The following is a 16,893-nucleotide window of genomic DNA, read 5'->3' as shown; positions in this document are numbered from 1 at the left end:
GCCGGTTGTCCGGAGGGTCTTGCCTAGACTCGTCGCGTGACCACCAGCCAGCTCGACCCTCTCCTCGGCCGTCTCGTCGACGGCCGGTACGAGGTGCGCTCCCGCATCGCGCGGGGCGGCATGGCCACCGTCTACCTGGCGCACGACCAGCGCCTCGAGCGCCGGGTCGCCATCAAGGTGATGCACGGACACCTCTCCGACGACGCGACGTTCAAGAACCGCTTCGTCCAGGAGGCGCGCTCCGCCGCCCGCCTGGCCCACCCGAACGTGGTCAGCGTCTTCGACCAGGGCCAGGACTCCGACATGGCCTATCTGGTGATGGAGTACCTGCCCGGCATCACCCTGCGCGACCTGCTCAAGGAGCGCGGACGGCTCACGGCCCAGCAGGTCGTCGACATCATGCACTCGGTGCTGTCCGGCCTCGCGGCCGCGCACCGGGCGGGGATCCTGCACCGCGACCTCAAGCCCGAGAACGTGCTGCTGGCCGACGACGGCCGGATCAAGATCGGCGACTTCGGCCTCGCCCGCGCCGCGAGCGCGAACACCGCCTCCGGCCAGGCGCTGCTCGGCACCATCGCGTACCTCTCCCCCGAGCTGGTCACCCGCGGCACCGCCGACACCCGCAGCGACATCTACGCCATCGGCATCATGATCTACGAGATGCTCACCGGCGAGCAGCCCTTCACGGGCGAGCAGCCGATGCAGATCGCCTACCAGCACGCGAACGACTCGGTCCCCTACCCCAGCGCGAAGGTGCCCTCGGTGCCGACCTCGCTCGACGAGCTCGTGCTCTGGGCGACGGAGCGCGACCCGGACATGCGTCCGCGCGACGCCGGCGTGATGCTGGCGCAGCTGCTCGAGGCCGAGCGCCTGATGGGCATCACGCCGACCGACCGCCGCGGCGCGGACACCCAGGCCGTCACCCCCCTTCCGGTGGCGGAGCCCGCCACCGCGCTGCTGTTCGACGAGGCGGTGACCGGGCACACCTCCGTGATCGAGGGCTCGCCGGCGGAGCTCGAGCAGCGCGACGACGACGACGCGGTCGCTCGGCTCGCGACCAAGCGCCGCACGCGGCGCCGCCGCGGCGTGCTGCTGACGGTGATCGTGCTGCTGCTCGCCCTCATCGGCGGCGGGACCGCGTGGTGGTACGGCGAGGGCCCGGGCGCGATCGTGAACGTGCCGGACGTGGTGAGCCGCTCGCAGGACGACGCGACGGCCGCGCTGGTGAGCCAGGGCTTCGAGGTGTCGCCGCAGCAGGCGAACGACCTGACCGTGCCGGCCGGGACCGTGCTCAGCACCGATCCGCCAGGCGGCCAGGGGCTGCACAAGGGCGAGGTCGTGACGCTGGTCGTCTCCAGCGGCCCGCGGCAGATCGAGGTGCCTGCACTGGCCGGTGTCTCCGAGGAGGAGGCGACGGCCGCGATCCAGGCCGCGCCGTTCACCGTGGGCGAGGTGACGCGGATCTTCGACGCCGACGTCCCCGCGGGCGTCGTCGTCTCGGCGTCGCTGCCCGACGGCGGCGAGCTGCCCGCGACGATGTCCGAGACGAGCACGATCGCGATGACGGTCAGCCTCGGGGCGATCCCCAACGTCGTCGGTCTCACCGTCGACGAGGCGACCGCCGCGGCGAAGGACGCCGGGCTCGCCCTCGACCGCGAGCGCGAAGACTGGAGCGACACGGTCGCCGCCGGCGTCGTCCTCACCCAGATCAACCCGGAGGCGCCCGCAACCACCGGCGACACCGTCTCCGTCGTCGTCTCCAAGGGCCCGCAGCCTGTCGCCGTCCCCAACGTCGTCGGGATGACCCGCGACCAGGCGAAGGCCGCGCTCAGCTCCGTCGACCTGAAGTGGAGCTACGGCCTGACGACCCCGCTGATCGACCAGGTGCCGGACGAGGTGACGAAGGTGACCAACCAGTCCGACAAGGAGGGCGCCCTCGTGCAGCGCGGCACCACGGTCCAGCTCTCGATCACGATCACGATCTGACCGCGGAGCACTGCGGCCGAGCGCGGCACGCCGCGTCGGCATGCCGCGTCGGCATGCCGCGTCGGCATGCCGCGTCGGCATGCTGCGTCGGCATGCTGCGTCGGCATGCTGCGTCGGCATGCTGCGTCGGCATGCTGGTCGAGTAGCCCCGCAGGGGCGTATCGAGACCCACCCACCTGACAACGGTGGATCTCGATACGCCCGCTCCGCGGGCTACTCGATCAGCATGGAGGACCCGCCGCGCCGACTACTCGCTCAGCGAAGACTGCCGCGGGCACACGACCAGCGGCGGAAACATGCTGGTCGAGTAGCCCCGCGGGGGCGTATCGAGACCCACCCATCTGACGACGGTGGATCTCGATACACCCGCTCCGCGGGCTACTCGATCAGCATGGAGGGGCCCGCTCCGCGGGCTCCTCGATCAGCATGAACCGCCTCCGGCACACGACCGGCAGCAGAAACATGCTGGTCGAGTAGCCCCGCAGGGGCGTATCGAGACCCAGCCTCCAGACAACGGTGGATCTCGATACGCCCGCTCCGCGGGCTACTCGATCAGCATGGGAGCGCCCGCTCAGCGGCCTCCTCGATCAGCAGGACGGGCCCGCCCAGCGGGCTCCTCGATCGGCAGGGAGGGCCCGCTGGCGGGCAGCGGGCGGCTCAGCGCTCGCGCAGCTCCTCGGCGACGAGGAAGGCCAGCTCGAGGGACTGCATGTGGTTGAGGCGGGGGTCGCAGACCGACTCGTAGCGCGTCGCGAGGGTCGCCTCGTCGATGTGCTCCGAGCCGCCGAGGCACTCGGTGACGTCGTCGCCGGTGAGCTCGACGTGGATGCCGCCCGGGTGCGTGCCCGCGGCGCGGTGCGCCTCGAAGAAGCCCTTGACCTCGTCGACCACGTCGTCGAAGCGACGGGTCTTGTAGCCGGTGGGCGTCGTCAGGCCGTTGCCGTGCATCGGGTCGGTGACCCAGAGCGGCAGCGCGTCGCTCGCCTTGACCGCCTCGAGCAGCGGCGGCAGGGCGTCGCGGATCCTGCCGGCGCCCATCCGCGTGATGAAGGTGAGGCGGCCGGGCTCGCGGTCCGGGTCGAGCTTGTCGATCAGCTCGAGCATCGTCTCGGGCGTCGTCGACGGGCCGAGCTTGACGCCGATCGGGTTGCGGACGCGCGAGAGGAAGTCGACGTGCGCGCCGTCGAGCTCGCGGGTGCGCTCGCCGATCCAGATGAAGTGGCTGGAGGTGTTGTACGGCGTGCCGGTGCGCGAGTCGATCCGCGTCATCGGGCGCTCGTAGTCCATCAGCAGGCCCTCGTGGCCGGTGTAGAACTCCGTGCGCTTCATGCCCTCGAAGTCCGCGCCGCAGGCCACCATGAACTTCACCGCGCGGTCGATCTCGCGGGCGAGCTGCTCGTAGCGCTGGTTCTGCGGGTTCTCGGTGAAGCCCTTGTTCCAGTAGTGCACGAGGCGCAGGTCGGCGAAGCCGCCCTGGGTGAAGGCGCGGATGAGGTTCAGCGTCGAGGCGGCCGTGTGGTAGCCCTGCACGATGCGGCGCGGGTCGGCGGTCCGCGACTCCGGAGTGAAGTCGTAGCCGTTGACGATGTCGCCGCGGTAGGCGGGCAGCGTCACGTCGCCGCGGGTCTCGAGGTCGCTCGAGCGGGGCTTGGCGAACTGGCCCGCCATGCGGCCCATCTTGATGACGGGCATGCTCGCGCCGTAGGTCAGGACGACGGCCATCTGCAGCACGGTCTTCACGCGGTTGCGGATCTGGTCCGCGGTCGCGCCGGCGAAGGTCTCGGCGCAGTCGCCGCCCTGCAGCAGGAAGGCCTCGCCGCGGGCCGCGGCGCCGAGGCGCTCGCGCAGCTGGTCGACCTCGCCGGCGAAGACGAGCGGGGGCAGCGCGGCGACCTCGGCGGACGCGGCGGCGACGGCGGCGGCGTCCGGCCAGTTCGGCTGCTGCTTGACCTCGAGCTCACGCCAGTAGTCCAGGCCGGCGACCACGGAGGGGGCGGCGAGGACGTACGGTTCGTTCGGATCGATGACCACGAGGGTTCCTGGTTCTGACGGGCGCGCGGCGCGCGCAGTGATCGCCGCCCGGTCGGACGGCGACGGTTGACGAGCTTATCGGCTCGGCGGAGCGTTCTCCGGAGGTGCGCGCAGTCGGCCCACCGGACCCGGCGCTGTGCGGCCGGCTCGGCGCGGCGGGTTCAGCGCAGCAGGGCCGCGCGCTTCTCCTTGACCGAGGTCGCGTAGACATCGAGGTACTCCTGGCCGCTCAGAGCCAGCAGCTCGTACATGATCTCGTCGGTGATCGAGCGGAGGATGAAGCGGTCGCCCTCCATGCCCTCGAAGCGGCTGAAGTCCAGCGGCTCGCCGAAGACGATGCCGATGCGCCCGAGCTTGGGCAGCCGCTTGCCGATCGGCATGATGCGGGCGGTGTCGATCATCGCCACCGGGACGACGGGCACCCGCGCCTCGAGGACCATCCGCGCGACGCCGGTGCGGCCGCGGTACATCCGTCCGTCGGGGCTGCGGGTGCCCTCGGGATAGATGCCGAGCGCCTCACCGCCAGCCAGGACGCGGAGCCCCGTGTTCAGCGAGGCCTCGGACGCCTTGCCACCGGAGCGGTCGATCGGCAGCATGCCGGTGGCGGTGAAGAAGAGCTTCGTCGCCCAGCCCTTCAGGCCCTTGCCGGTGAAGTAGTCGCTCTTGGCGAGGAAGACCATGTTGCGCTCGATCACCAGCGGGAGGAACACCGAGTCGATGAAGGAGAGGTGGTTGCTCGCCAGGATGACGCCGCCGGTGGCCGGGACGCGGTCGGCGCCGACCACCCAGGGCCGGAAGATCGTCTTGAGCAGGGGCCCCGCGACGATGTGCTTCATGAACCAGTAGAACAAGGGGCGCTCCTCAGCGGTCCGCGACCGGGGTCACAGCGAGCTCGCGTGCAGGCGGGCGAGGTCGGCGGCGCCGACGACCCCCGCGTCGTTGACGAGCTCCGCGATGCGGAACTCGGGTTCGGGGTGGTACCCCCGGGCGGGCAGGTTGTCGAGGTAGGCCTGGCGGATCGGGTCGAGCAGCAGGTCGCCGGCCTGCGCCACTCCCCCGCCGATCACGAACATCTGCGGGTCGAGGACCGCGCTCAGGCTCGCCGCCGCCTCGCCGAGCCAGTGGCCGAGCTGGCGGAGGGCCGCGAGGGCGCCCAGGTCGCCGGCGCTGATCAGCTCGGCGATGACGCCGCCGTCGAGCTCGCCGCCGTTCCTCGCACGCGCGTCGGCGATGCCCTGGCCGATCCCGCCGGCGTCGGCGAGCTCGGCGGCGAAGCGCTGCAGTGCGCGGCCGGAGCCGTACTGCTCGATGCAGCCGCGAGCACCGCAGCCGCAGGGCAGGCCGCCGGGGACGACCCGCATGTGGCCGATCTCCGCCGCCGCGCCGAAGCCGCCGCGCAGGAGCCGGTCGTTGATGACGATCGCGCCGCCGACGCCGGTGCCGATCGTGAGCATCAGCATGTCGCTCACCAGTCGGCCGGCGCCGTAGCGGAACTCGGCCCAGCCGGCCGCGTTGGCGTCGTTCTCGATGATGATCGGCAGGTCGATCCGCGCCGAGAGCTTCTCGCGGAAGGGCTCGTTGCGCCAGTTGATGTTGGGGGCGTAGTAGACGATCGACTGCGAGGCGTCGATGAAGCCGGCCGCGGCGACGCCGACAGCGGAGACGTCGCCGGCGGGCAGGCCCTCGCGCAGGCGCGCCACCATCTCGACGACGACGTCGACGATGAGCTCGGGATGACCGGCGGGCGTCGGCTGGCGGTCCTCGCGGACGATGCCGCCGAACTCGTCGACCAGCGCTCCCGCGATCTTCGTGCCGCCGATGTCGATACCGATCGCGTGCACGCGAACCGCCTTCCGCTAGCCTCCGACGCCGCTGCGCCGCGGGTCCGCCCTGGAGCGGCGGCCACATCGAGTGTAGTGACCCGCCGAGAACCGACGTGCGGATCGTTATCCTGAGTGGATACACAGTCGGGATGCGCCGGTAGGCTGGACCCGACAATCATTCAGGTACCGAAGGAGTTGCCGTGGAGCAGTTCGATTCCCCCCTCGTGGTCGCGCCGGATCCGCAGGCCAACACGACGGCGCTGCTGCTCGACCGCGTGCGGGAGACGCCCGACCGGGCGCTCTTCGCCCTCCCCGAGGCCGGCGGCTGGCGCGACGTCACCGCCCGCGAGTTCCTCGACCAGGTGACCGCGCTCGCGAAGGGACTCGTCGCGGCGGGCATCGAGCCCGGCGACAAGGTCGGCCTGATCTGCAAGACCCGCTACGAGTGGACGCTGATCGACTTCGCCGTCTGGTTCGCGGGCGGCGTGCTCGTGCCGGTGTACGAGACCTCCTCTCCCGCGCAGGTGCAGTGGAACCTGTTCGACTCCGGAGCGCGGGCCGTCATCGTCGAGACGGCGGACCACTTCGCCCGCTTCGACGAGGTCCGCCCGGATCTCCCGGACGTCCGGCTCGCCTGGCAGATCGGCCTGGGCGACCTCGACAAGCTGGCCGCGCGCGGGGTGGACGTGCCGGACGCCGAGATCGAGCGCCGCCGCTCGATCGCCACCGGTGCGGACATCGCGACGATCATCTACACCTCCGGCTCGACCGGCCGCCCCAAGGGCTGCATCATCCGGCACTCCAACTTCGTCGAGCTGAGCCGCAACTCCGCGGTCGCGCTCACGGAGCTGATCCACCAGCCGGGCGCCTCGACGCTCCTCTTCATCACGACCGCGCACGTGTTCGCCCGCTTCATCGCGATCCTCTGCGTCCACGGCGGGGTCAAGGTCGGGCACCAGGCCGACACGAAGCAGCTGCTCCCCTCGCTCGGCTCCTTCAAGCCGACGTTCCTGCTGGCCGTGCCGCGGGTGTTCGAGAAGGTCTACAACTCGGCCGAGCAGAAGGCCGAGGCCGGCGGCAAGGGCAGGATCTTCCGGCGCGCGGCCGATGTCGCCGTCGCCCACTCGATCGCCGTCGAGGCCGGCTCGGTGCCGCTCGCGCTGAAGCTGCAGTTCCTGCTCTTCGACCGGCTCGTCTACTCGAAGCTGCGCACGGCGATGGGCGGCAACGTCCGCTTCGCGGTGTCCGGATCGGCGCCGCTCGGCGACCGGCTGGGCCACTTCTTCCACAGTCTCGGCATCAAGATCCTCGAGGGCTACGGGCTCACCGAGACGACGGCGCCCGCGACGGTCAACCGGACCGAGCGGTTCAAGATCGGCTCGGTCGGCCCGGCGATGCCCGGCTGCTCCATCCGGATCGCGGCGGACGGCGAGATCCAGGTGCGCGGGATCGACGTCTTCGGCGGCTACTGGAACGACGAGAAGGCGACGGCCGAGGCCTTCGACGGCGAGTGGTTCAAGACCGGCGACCTCGGCTCGCTCGACGAGGAGGGCTACCTCCGCGTCACCGGGCGCAAGAAGGAGATCATCGTCACCGCGGGCGGCAAGAACGTCGCGCCGGCCGCGCTCGAGGACCCGATCCGCGCGAACCCGCTCGTCGGCCAAGTCGTCGTCGTCGGCGACCAGCGCCCGTTCATCGCGGCGCTGGTGACCCTCGACCCCGAGATGCTGCCGACCTGGCTCGCGAACAACGGCCAGGACGCGAAGCTCTCGCTCGATCAGGCGGCGGTGAACCCGGCCGTCCTCGCGGAGGTGCAGCGCGCCGTCGACGCCGCGAACGCCCGCGTCTCGCGCGCCGAGTCGATCCGCAAGTTCGTGATCCTGCCCACCGAGTTCACCGAGGCGAGCGGACACCTCACCCCGAAGATGAGCATCAAGCGGAACGTCATCCTCGACGACTTCGCCGCGACCATCAGCAGCGTCTACAGCGCCGCCCCGGCCACCGAGGGCATCAGCCTCCGCTGACTGGTCCACGTCTGCACCACGGTGGATCTCGATACGCCCGGTCCGCGGCCTACTCGATCAGCATGGGCACACTCATGCTGGTCGAGTAGCCCCGCAGGGGCGTATCGAGACCCGCCCTCGCCAGCAGGGCGGCTCTGCAGATTCTTGTTCTGACGCGGGTGGATCTCGATACGCCCGCTCCGCGGCCTACTCGATCAGCATGCTGCGCAAGCCGGCCGAAGCGCGATGGCCGAAGGCCGAGCCGTATCCGGGAAAGCGCGTCCGAGCGCTTTCCCGTCGGCGGACGCACGACGCTCTGCGGAACGCGGCCACCTCGGAGAGCCGACCGCGCCGAGCCGGGCAGGGACCGGCTCGGAATCAGCTCAGAACCAGGAGCTCTCGCGGACTTCCTTCATGGCGGCTCGGCGGTCGTCCTTGGAGAGGCGGTCGAGGTAGAGGCGGCCGTCGAGGTGGTCGCACTCGTGCTGGAGGGCCTGGGCCATCAGGCCGTCGCCCTCGAGGACGACCTCGTTGCCGTCGAGGTCGGTGCCGCGGACCTTGGCGTGCGGGTAGCGGATCGCGGGGTACCAGAGGTTGGGGACGGAGAGGCAGCCCTCGTCGACGGGCTCGGGCTCGCCGCTGAGCTCGACGATCTCGGGGTTGAGGATGTAGCCGACGGCGCCGTCGACGTTGTAGCTGAAGGCGCGGAGGTTGACGCCGATCTGCGGGGCGGCGACGCCGGCGCGCCCGGGGGTGCGCACGCTGTCGACGAGGTCCTCGACCAGACCGCGGATCCCGTCGTCGACGGTCTCGATCGGGGCGGACACCGTCTTCAGGACGGGATCGCCGAAGATCCGGATCTGGCGTTCGGTCATGCGGTGCGCTCCCTCAGTGCCTCCTCGGCGGAGAGGAGGGCGTTCTCGACGACTTCGCTCGCCGCGGGGTGCGGCCAGTACTGGCTGCGGGCGAGGCCGCGGATCCCGACCCCCGCGCTGGCGGCCTGGACGAGCGGCTGAATGAGGATACTCGCCTGCGGGCCCATCAGGTGCGCGCCGAGCAGCTCGCCGTCGAGTCCGACGACGAGGGTGCAGATGCTCGAGTCGTCCTCCATCGCCCAGCCGTAGGCGGTGGAGCCGAACTCCTGGGTGACGGCGACGACGTCGATGCCGCGCTCCCCCGCCTCCTTCTCGGTGAGGCCGAAGTGCGCGATCTGCGGGTGCGCGAAGATCGCGCCGGGCACGGGGGCGAGGGTGTTCGAGAGCATCTCGCCCGGGTGCAGGAGGTTGTGCGCGACGAGCCGCGCCTCGTGGTTGGCGACGTGCTTGAGCTGCCACTCCGAGGAGACGTCGCCGAGCGCGAAGAGCCCTGGCACGACGCGTCCGCCGGAGAGGACCCGCTGCTCGTCGTCGACGACGACACGGCCGTCCGGGTGCAGGTCGATGCCGACGGAGGCCGCGGCGATGGTGTCGCTGTTCGGGTCGCGCCCGGTGGCGACGAGGATCGTGTCGGTCTCGACGCGGGAGCCGTCGTCGAAGGTCGTGACGAGTCCGCCCGGAGTCGCCTCGACGCTCTCGGCGGAGACGCCGGTGCGGACGTCCCAGCGCTCGCGCGCCAACGCTGTGAAGCCGCGGGCGATGCCCTCGTCGAGCGAGCGGAGCAGACGGTCGCCGCGGACGGCGACCGTCACCGCGGTGCCGAAGGCCGAGAAGATGTGGGCGAACTCGACCGCCACCGCACCGCCGCCGAGCACGAGCATCCGTGCGGGGAGCTCGTCGATCCGCATGATCGAGTCGGAGTCGTGGATCCGCGGGTCGGGCTCGTAGGCCGCGAGGAGCGGACGCGGACGCGAGCCCGCGGCGACGACCACCTGCGGTGCGCTGATCCGGACGCCGCTCGCGCTGACCAGCACGTGCGGCCGGTCGCCGTCGCCGAGCGACTCGAAGCCGAAGCTCTCTCGCAGCACGGTGACGTTCTCGGACCGGTTCGCCCGGTAGTCGAGGCCGCCGGCGCTGATGGCGTCGGTGCGGCCGAACACGCGGTCGCGCACCTCGGCCCACTCCGGCCGGGCCACGCGGCCGTGCACGCCGACCCGGTCGCCCTGGTCGACGTCGGTCACGATGTCGGCGACGTGCACGAACATCTTGGTCGGGATGCAGCCGGCGTTGAGGCAGGTGCCGCCGAACCACTCGCCGTCGTCGAGGATCGCGACGCGGGAGCCGGCCCACTCCGGGCCGACGATCGAGTTCCCGGAACCGGCGCCGAGCACGATCAGATCGAACGTCAGGGTCTCCGTGGAGTCGACCGCCACGGCGTCCTGCAGAACCGCGTCAGGCACGACGGACCGGGATGCCCTCGACGACGAGCGCAGCGAGCAGGCGCGCCGCCTCCTGGGTCGCCGGGCGCAGCTGCTCCCACTTGACGACCGAGCCGGCGGCGAGCACCGGGTCGTACGGGATGCGGACGATGTCGCGCACGCGCGAGCGGAAGTGCGACTCGATCTCCTCGAGCTTCACAAGGCTGGTGCCCTGCGTCGCGGTGTTCAGCGCGACGACGGCGTTCCGGACGAGATCGCCGTAGCCGTTGGCGTCGAGCCAGGTCAGGGTCTCGGAGGCCAGGCGCGCCTCGTCGACGCTGCCGCCGGAGACGATCACGACGCTGTCCGCGCGCTGCAGCGTCGCGCGCATCACGGAGTGCACGATGCCGGTGCCGCAGTCGGTGAGCATGATCGAGTAGAAGCGCTCGACGAGATCGGCGACGACGTTGTAGTCGTCCTCGTCGAAGGCCTCGGAGAGCTGCGGGTCCGTGTCCGAGGCGAGCACGTCGAGCCGGGTCTCGTCGCGCGAGACCATCGTCGAGAACTCGGTGAAGCCGGTCACGCCGGCGGCGCGGTTGACGACGTCGCGGACGGTCGAGCGGGTCTGCTTGGGGACGCGCTCGGCGAGGGTGCCGCGGTCGGGGTTGGCGTCGACCGCGATGATGCGGTCCTCGCGCGAGTCGGCGAGGGCCATCCCGAGCAGGGTCGTGACGGTCGTCTTGCCGACGCCGCCCTTGCGGGTCATCACCGGGACGAAGCGGGTGCCGCCCTCGAACTGGCGGCCGATCCGCTCGTCCATCGCCTTCCAGGCCTGGACCTTCGCGGAGTCGCCGAGGTTGACGGTGTGGAAGGTGAGGCCGTAGACGAAGCGGTTCCAGCCGCCGGTCGGCGCGGGCCGGGTCTTGCGGTTGACCTCGAGGAGCCGGTCGGGGGTCAGCATCGACGCGGACTCGGGCGCGGAGGACGACCCGCCGGTGCCGGACTCGGCGCGGAGGCGGTCGCGCCGGGTGACGCCGGGAGCCGGATCCGCGGCAGCCGTGTCGGGCTCGTGCTCGATCTCCGGGGCGGGCTCGGCAGGACGCTGCTCGCCGCGACCGCGCGGCCGCTCGCCCGAGTCCTCGGGGAGCACCGACACCTCGTCGCGCGAGGCGATGCCGGCCGAGACGGGCCGGACGGCGCCCGGTGCGTCCGGGATGCCGAGGCGTCCGACGTCGATCGTCGGGTCCTCCACGGGTGCCGGAGCGCTCGACCGACGGCGCGCCGGAGCGGGCGAGTCCAGCCGGATGCCGTCGGGGATGCGGGTCGGAGCGGTGTCGCTCGCGCGCGGGGCGTACTGCTCGGAGTCCCGCGCCGCGTCGAGCGCCGTCCGCGGAGTCGGGCCGGTGTCGAGATCGGGCTGGTCGTCGTTGCGCTCATCCATGCGAACGAGCCTCCTTCCGCTTGCCGCCAGTGTACCGACGGGCCCGGCGGCGCACGGGGGCTCGGCTCCCGTCCTCGCGCCTGCTAGGTGCCGAGTGGAACCGTGTGCAGGGAACGGTTAGGTTCTCCCACCCGGAGGAAAGTAAAGTACTCAGCCATGCATGTACTCAGCGTGAGCTCCCTCAAGGGCGGCGTCGGCAAGACCACCGTGACGCTCGGCCTTGCATCCGCGGCGTTCTCGAAGGGCCTGCGAACGCTGGTCGTCGACCTCGACCCGCAGTCCGACGTCTCCACCGGCATGGACATCAACGTCGCCGGTCACCTCAACATCGCCGACGTCCTCACGTCGCCCAAGGAGAAGATCGTCCGCTCGGCGATCGCGCCCTCCGGCTGGACGAAGGAGCGCCAGGGCACGATCGACGTCCTGATCGGCAGCCCGTCCGCGATCAACTTCGACGGACCGCACCCCAGCATCCGCGACATCTGGAAGCTCGAGGAGGCGCTCGCGAGCGTCGAGGCCGACTACGACCTCGTCCTGATCGACTGCGCGCCCTCGCTCAACGCCCTCACCCGCACGGCCTGGGCCGCGAGCGACCGGGTCGCCGTGGTCACCGAGCCGGGCCTGTTCTCGGTGGCCGCCGCCGACCGCGCGCTGCGCGCGATCGAGGAGATCCGCCGCGGTCTCAGCCCGCGCCTGCAGCCGCTCGGCATCATCGTCAACCGCGCGCGCGTGCAGTCGCTCGAGCACCAGTTCCGGATCAAGGAGCTGCGCGACATGTTCGGCCCTCTGGTCCTCAGCCCGCAGCTGCCCGAGCGCACCTCGCTCCAGCAGGCGCAGGGCGCTGCGAAGCCGGTGCACGTCTGGCCGGGCGAGAGCGCGCAGGAGATGGCGCACAACTTCGACCTGCTGCTCGACCGCGTCATCCGCACGGGGCGCATCGGCGAGCAGGCGGTGCCGGCGGCGACGAGCTAGCCCGGCGAGGTCCGCGCACGGCGTCGCAGCCTCGGCTGCGGCGCCGTCGCTGTGTGCGGGAGCGGGTCACGCCGGAACGCCGGCGTCGGACGGCGGGTCTGCAGGGCCGGCGTGCTGGGGACGGTGGGTCTCGATACGCCCCTTCGGGGCTACTCGACCGACATGCGGGAGCGAGCCTCGATCGAACGCCGTGCCCGGACGGCCCAGCATGATGACCGCGCCCTGCGGGGCTCCTCGGCAAGCAGGTGTCGCAGGCGTGCGGCGATCGACCGGCAGGAGGGGCGGGTCAGCCGACCTTGCGGGAGGCGCGGCGGCGGGCGAGCTCGTCGGAGGGGTCGACGGACTGGTGGTCGAGCTCGACGAGGCTGGTCTCGACCTCGCGGAGGACCTTGCCGACGGCGATGCCGAAGACGCCCTGGCCGCGGCTGAGGAGGTCGATGACCTCGTCGTTCGAGGTGCAGAGGTAGACGCTCGCGCCGTCGCTCATCAGCGTGGTCTGCGCGAGGTCGTCGACGCCGGACTCGCGGAGCTGGTTGACCGCGGTGCGGATCTGCTGGAGGGAGATGCCGGTGTCGAGGAGGCGCTTGACGAGCTTCAGCACGAGGATGTCGCGGAAGCCGTAGAGGCGCTGGGTGCCGGAGCCGGAGGCGCCGCGCACGGTGGGCTCGACGAGCTCGGTGCGGGCCCAGTAGTCGAGCTGGCGGTAGGTGATGCCCGCGGCCCGCGCTGCGACGGCGCCGCGGTAGCCCGCGTCGGCGTCGAGGTCGGGCAGTCCGTCGGTGAAGAGGACGAGGTCGCGCTGGCCGCTGACGTCGCGGCTGACTTCTCTCATCCCTGTGCCTTCCGGATACGAACGCCGGTCGCTCCGAACGCGCTCCCTAAGCTACCGACCCGGGGATGCCGAGTAAACGACATCCGCTCTTCCGGGAGGGCGTGTCGTCGGCCCGACCCGGAGATCACGAGCGAGCGAGCCGCGAGAGCGCACTGCGCACCATGGCCTCTCGGATGGTGCCGAGGTGCGCGGCGAGGCCGATCGCGTTCTCGGCGGCGCCGGCCGTGCCGGACGCGTCGCCGCGGCGGGTGCTCGAGGCGACGACGCTCTCGATCAGCGACATCTCGCGCTCCACGGCGATGCGGAGCGGGCGGAGGTGGCGCGGCTCGATGCCCGAGCGGCCGAGGTCGACGAGCGCCTTGAGCGTCGTGACCGCCTCCTCGCCGAAGACGTCCCCGCCGCGGACCAGCCCGGCGGCGATCGCCTCGCGTACCAGCGCCGGGCTCGCCCCGGATTCGCTCGCGAGGCCGTCGCGGGTGAGCCGGGTGGCGGGGGCCAGCAGGGAGGGTGCGGCGCCGCCGGCACCGGCGGGGAGGGACGGCTCGCGTCCGGCGTCGACGTCGTCGAGGTAGCCGCGGATCACCTTGAGCGGCAGGTAGTGGTCGCGCTGGAGCGCGAGGATCATCCGCAGGCGCTCGACGTCACCGGTGGAGAACTTGCGGTAGCCCGAGTCGGTGCGAGCGGGCGAGACGAGCCCCTGCTCCTCGAGGAACCGCAGCTTCGACGGCGTGACGTCGGGGAACTCGGTGGTGAGGTGCGAGAGGACCTGGCCGATGCTCAGGAGAGCGGCCGGGCCGGACGGGAGTGCGCGAGCGGCCGAACGACCCACGGCTACGCGTCCGGAGCGGCGACGAGGTCGGCGCGGGACGCGTAGAAGGTGAGGCGGAACTTGCCGACCTGCACCTCGGAGCCGTCGGTGAGGATCGCGGACTCGATCCGCACACCGTCGAAGTAGGTGCCGTTCAGCGAGCCCAGGTCGCGGACCTCGAACGAGGTGCCGCGGCGCACGAACTCGGCGTGCCGGCGCGAGACCGTGACGTCGTCGAGGAAGATGCCCGCGTCCGGGTGCCGGCCGACGGTCGTCGAGTCGATGTCGAGCAGGAAGCGGGCCCCGGTGTTGGGACCCCGACGGACGACGAGCAGGGCGGAGCCGGAGGGCAGAGCGCCGACGGCCTCGGCCTCCTCGCGGGATGCCCGGTTGTCGAGCGCCGCCAGCTGGGCGCCGATGTCGTCGGTGAACGTGAGGGTCGTCTCCGTCGACGGCTCGACGGGAACGGACGGATCTGCGGATGACGCTCCGCGCACGGACTCGACCAAGACGTACCTCCTCGCTATCCCCTCAGCGTATCGGAATCGGAGGGCCCGCCGGTCGCCCCTGACGGTCCGTCGACCCCCAGGACGAGGCCTCGGGTCTGCACCGCGTAGACGATCCCCGCCCACCAGTAGAGGAACGCGCCCCAGAGCGCGAAGGCCCACGCGACGGGGAGGGACGCCGGGGCCAGCGCCGGGAAGGCCTGCCCGAGCATGATCAGCGGCAGCGCGTAGAAGAGGCAGAACGTGGCGAACTTGCCCAGGTGGTGCACCGGCAGCGGTCCGTAGCCGTGGTTCGCGAGGACGACCGCGAGCACGACGAGCACCAGATCGCGCGCGACCAGCACGGCCACCAGCCACCAGGGCACCAGCTCGCGGACGGCGAGCCCGATCACCGTCGCGAAGATGTAGAGGCGGTCGGCGGCCGGATCGAGGACGGCGCCGAGGCGCGTGATCTGGTCGAAGCGGCGCGCGATCCAGCCGTCGAGGTAGTCGGTGAGGCTGGAGAGGACGAGCGTCAGCAGGGCGAGCGCGTCCTCGCCCTCGATGATGAGCACGAGGAACACCGGCACCAGTGCGAGCCGCACCATGCTGAGGATGTTCGGGACCGTCCAGATGCGGTCCTCCGCCGCGCGCGCCATGCCGGGAGCCCTCGTCAGCGCTTGTCGCGCCAGACCCGCTCGAAGGGGAGCCGCCAGGCGTGCGGGGCGATCAGCTGGTGGATCGCGTTCGGGCCCCAGGAGCCCGGTGCGTAGAGGCGCACGGGCGGCGGGTCCTGCAGGAGCGGCGCCGACACCTCCCAGAGGCGCTCGATGCCCTCGGCGGTGGTGAAGAGCGTGTGGTCGCCGCGCATCGCGTCGAGGATCAGCCGCTCGTAGGCCTCGAGGGCGTCGCCGGCGCGGTCGGTCTCCTGCAGCGCGAACTGCATGCTCAGCTTGTCGAGCCGCATGCCCGGGCCGGGGCGCTTGCCGTAGAAGGACAGCGACACCTTGGAGGCGTCGGCCAGGTCGAAGGTGAGGTGGTCGGGGCCGTGCGCGCCGACGCCGGAGCCCTGCGGGAACATGCTCTTCGGCGGCTCGCGGAAGGCGATGGAGATGATCCGCTGCCCCTCCGCCATCCGCTTGCCGGTGCGCAGGTAGAACGGCACCCCGGCCCAGCGCCAGTTGTCGATCTCGCACTTGAGCGCGACGAAGGTGTCGGTCTCGGAGTCGGGCGCGACGCCCGGCTCCTCGCGGTAGCCGATGTACTGGCCGCGGACGACGTTCTCGGGGTTCAGCAGCCGCATCGAGCGGAAGACCTTGTTCTTCTCCTCGCTGATCGCCTTCGGCTCGAGGGCGGTCGGCGGCTCCATCGCCATGAAGGCGAGGACCTGGAAGAGGTGGGTGACGACCATGTCCTTGTAGGCGCCGGTCGACTCGTAGAACTCGGCGCGGCGGTCGAGGGTGAGCTTCTCGGGGATGTCGATCTGGACGTGGTCGATGAAGTTGCGGTTCCAGATCGGCTCGAAGAGACCGTTGGCGAAGCGGAAGGCGAGGATGTTCTGCGCCGGCTCCTTGCCGAGGAAGTGGTCGATCCGGAAGATCTGCTCCTCGTCGAACGTCTCGTGCAGCTCGGCGTTGAGGACGACGGCGCTCTCGAGGTCGACGCCGAAAGGCTTCTCCATGATGATCCGCGAGCGCTCGACGAGGCCGGCCTCCGCGAGCATGCGGACGACCGAGAGGGCGGCGCGCGGCGGGACGCTGAGGTAGTGCAGGCGGCTGACGTCCGGGCCGAGCACCTTCTCGGCGTCGGTGACCGCCTTCGCCAGCGCGGCGGGGCCGGCGGACTGCGGGACGTAGCGGAGCTTGGAGGCGAACTCGTCCCACTGGGCGGGGGTCAGCGAGCGGCTGCCGAACTCGTCGTAGGCGAGCTTGGCGAAGGCGCGGAAGGACTCGTCGTCGTGCTCCTCGAGCGAGGTGCCGACGATCTGCAGATCGGGTGCGAGCGAGGACAGCGCCAGGTGCGCCATGCCCGGGATGAGCTTGCGGCGGGACAGGTCGCCCACGGCCCCGAAGAGGACGACGACGTGAGGGGCGGCCTGCTCGGTCTGGACGGCGGGGGCGGGAGGTGCAGGGGTCACGGTCACCCCTCGATCATTCCATTCCGCCGCGTGACAGTGGCGTCATCCGCCGGACACGCGCCGCCGCTAAGGTCGTGCCGTG

At 71.4% G+C, this 16,893-nt stretch carries 14 protein-coding genes; 3 read left to right on the top strand and 11 right to left on the bottom strand.

All coding sequences use genetic code 11. The annotated features are described in order from the left end of the window. Positions 1 to 36 precede the first annotated feature (36 nt). On the top strand, positions 37 to 1,986 hold the full coding sequence (gene pknB / locus MT350_RS15100; protein ID WP_243599886.1) for a Stk1 family PASTA domain-containing Ser/Thr kinase: 1,950 nt from the start codon (positions 37 to 39) through the stop codon (positions 1,984 to 1,986). A gap of 657 nt (positions 1,987 to 2,643) precedes the next feature. Here pknB and MT350_RS15095 read toward each other — a convergent pair. The 3 genes from MT350_RS15095 to MT350_RS15085 all read right to left on the bottom strand — a co-directional run bounded on the left by MT350_RS15095 (position 2,644) and on the right by MT350_RS15085 (position 5,858). Next, positions 2,644 to 3,972: a class II 3-deoxy-7-phosphoheptulonate synthase gene (locus MT350_RS15095; protein ID WP_123446548.1), complete on the bottom strand. Its 1,329-nt coding sequence runs from the start codon at positions 3,970 to 3,972 to the stop codon at positions 2,644 to 2,646. 206 nt (positions 3,973 to 4,178) lie between these two features. Then, positions 4,179 to 4,868, bottom strand: a complete 690-nt coding sequence (locus MT350_RS15090) for a 1-acyl-sn-glycerol-3-phosphate acyltransferase (protein WP_123735898.1) — start codon at positions 4,866 to 4,868, stop codon at positions 4,179 to 4,181. Positions 4,869 to 4,898: 30 nt separating this feature from the next. After that, entirely contained in the window at positions 4,899 to 5,858 is a 960-nt protein-coding gene (locus tag MT350_RS15085) for an ROK family glucokinase (RefSeq protein WP_123446125.1), read from the bottom strand. Positions 5,859 to 6,040: 182 nt separating this feature from the next. Here MT350_RS15085 and MT350_RS15080 point away from each other — a divergent pair, with 182 nt between their 5' ends. Then, a complete protein-coding gene (locus MT350_RS15080) occupies positions 6,041 to 7,864 on the top strand; it encodes a long-chain fatty acid--CoA ligase (RefSeq protein ID WP_123735899.1) in 1,824 nt (607 codons plus the stop codon). A 362-nt stretch (positions 7,865 to 8,226) separates the two neighbouring features. On the opposite strand, the gene def is transcribed toward MT350_RS15080, so the two are convergent. From def to MT350_RS15065, 3 genes are read right to left on the bottom strand one after another with little or no spacing between them, the layout of a single operon-like run. Beyond that, positions 8,227 to 8,718 (bottom strand): peptide deformylase, encoded by a 492-nt coding sequence (def, locus tag MT350_RS15075; RefSeq protein ID WP_243599885.1) that lies wholly within the window; start codon positions 8,716 to 8,718, stop codon positions 8,227 to 8,229. Continuing rightward, a complete protein-coding gene (locus MT350_RS15070; protein WP_243599884.1) occupies positions 8,715 to 10,178 on the bottom strand; it encodes a mycothione reductase in 1,464 nt (487 codons plus the stop codon). The genes def and MT350_RS15070 overlap by 4 nt, the downstream gene beginning before the upstream one ends. Beyond that, complete coding sequence (locus MT350_RS15065) at positions 10,171 to 11,577, bottom strand: MinD/ParA family protein (RefSeq protein ID WP_243599883.1); 1,407 nt, start codon at positions 11,575 to 11,577, stop codon at positions 10,171 to 10,173. Before MT350_RS15065 ends, MT350_RS15070 begins: the two co-directional genes overlap by 8 nt. Before the next feature lie 156 nt (positions 11,578 to 11,733). Here MT350_RS15065 and MT350_RS15060 point away from each other — a divergent pair, with 156 nt between their 5' ends. Beyond that, the gene (locus MT350_RS15060) at positions 11,734 to 12,549 is read left to right on the top strand and encodes a ParA family protein (protein ID WP_123446122.1); all 816 of its coding nucleotides are present in this window, start codon (positions 11,734 to 11,736) and stop codon (positions 12,547 to 12,549) included. 286 nt (positions 12,550 to 12,835) lie between these two features. On the opposite strand, the gene MT350_RS15055 is transcribed toward MT350_RS15060, so the two are convergent. From MT350_RS15055 to zwf, 5 genes are all read right to left on the bottom strand, one after another. Continuing rightward, positions 12,836 to 13,381 (bottom strand): MerR family transcriptional regulator, encoded by a 546-nt coding sequence (locus MT350_RS15055; protein WP_123446121.1) that lies wholly within the window; start codon positions 13,379 to 13,381, stop codon positions 12,836 to 12,838. A 124-nt stretch (positions 13,382 to 13,505) separates the two neighbouring features. Further along, positions 13,506 to 14,210, bottom strand: a complete 705-nt coding sequence (locus tag MT350_RS15050) for a MerR family transcriptional regulator (protein ID WP_243599882.1) — start codon at positions 14,208 to 14,210, stop codon at positions 13,506 to 13,508. Positions 14,211 to 14,212: 2 nt separating this feature from the next. Further along, positions 14,213 to 14,698, bottom strand: a complete 486-nt coding sequence (locus tag MT350_RS15045; protein WP_279392406.1) for an FHA domain-containing protein — start codon at positions 14,696 to 14,698, stop codon at positions 14,213 to 14,215. A 14-nt stretch (positions 14,699 to 14,712) separates the two neighbouring features. Continuing rightward, complete coding sequence (locus tag MT350_RS15040; RefSeq protein ID WP_243599881.1) at positions 14,713 to 15,333, bottom strand: CDP-alcohol phosphatidyltransferase family protein; 621 nt, start codon at positions 15,331 to 15,333, stop codon at positions 14,713 to 14,715. A 14-nt stretch (positions 15,334 to 15,347) separates the two neighbouring features. Further along, positions 15,348 to 16,811, bottom strand: coding sequence for a glucose-6-phosphate dehydrogenase (gene zwf / locus MT350_RS15035; protein WP_123704898.1), 1,464 nt, complete (start codon positions 16,809 to 16,811; stop codon positions 15,348 to 15,350). Between the last annotated feature and the right edge of the window lie 82 nt (positions 16,812 to 16,893).

It is taken from the genome of Rathayibacter sp. VKM Ac-2928 (genome assembly GCF_022815545.1).
Taxonomy (GTDB): Bacteria; Actinomycetota; Actinomycetes; order Actinomycetales; family Microbacteriaceae; genus Rathayibacter; species Rathayibacter festucae.
The sequence above is the reverse complement of the archived record's forward strand: the minus strand, read 5'-3'. Positions and strand labels throughout refer to the sequence as shown.

Coding starts and splice junctions, on each gene's coding strand:
- MT350_RS15060 (WP_123446122.1), top strand. CDS start 11,734: ATGCATGTACTCAGCGTGAGCTCCCTCAAGGGCGGCGTCGGCAAGACC.
- MT350_RS15065 (WP_243599883.1), bottom strand. CDS start 11,577: ATGGATGAGCGCAACGACGACCAGCCCGATCTCGACACCGGCCCGACT.
- MT350_RS15055 (WP_123446121.1), bottom strand. CDS start 13,381: ATGAGAGAAGTCAGCCGCGACGTCAGCGGCCAGCGCGACCTCGTCCTC.
- MT350_RS15040 (WP_243599881.1), bottom strand. CDS start 15,333: ATGGCGCGCGCGGCGGAGGACCGCATCTGGACGGTCCCGAACATCCTC.
- def (WP_243599885.1), bottom strand. CDS start 8,718: ATGACCGAACGCCAGATCCGGATCTTCGGCGATCCCGTCCTGAAGACG.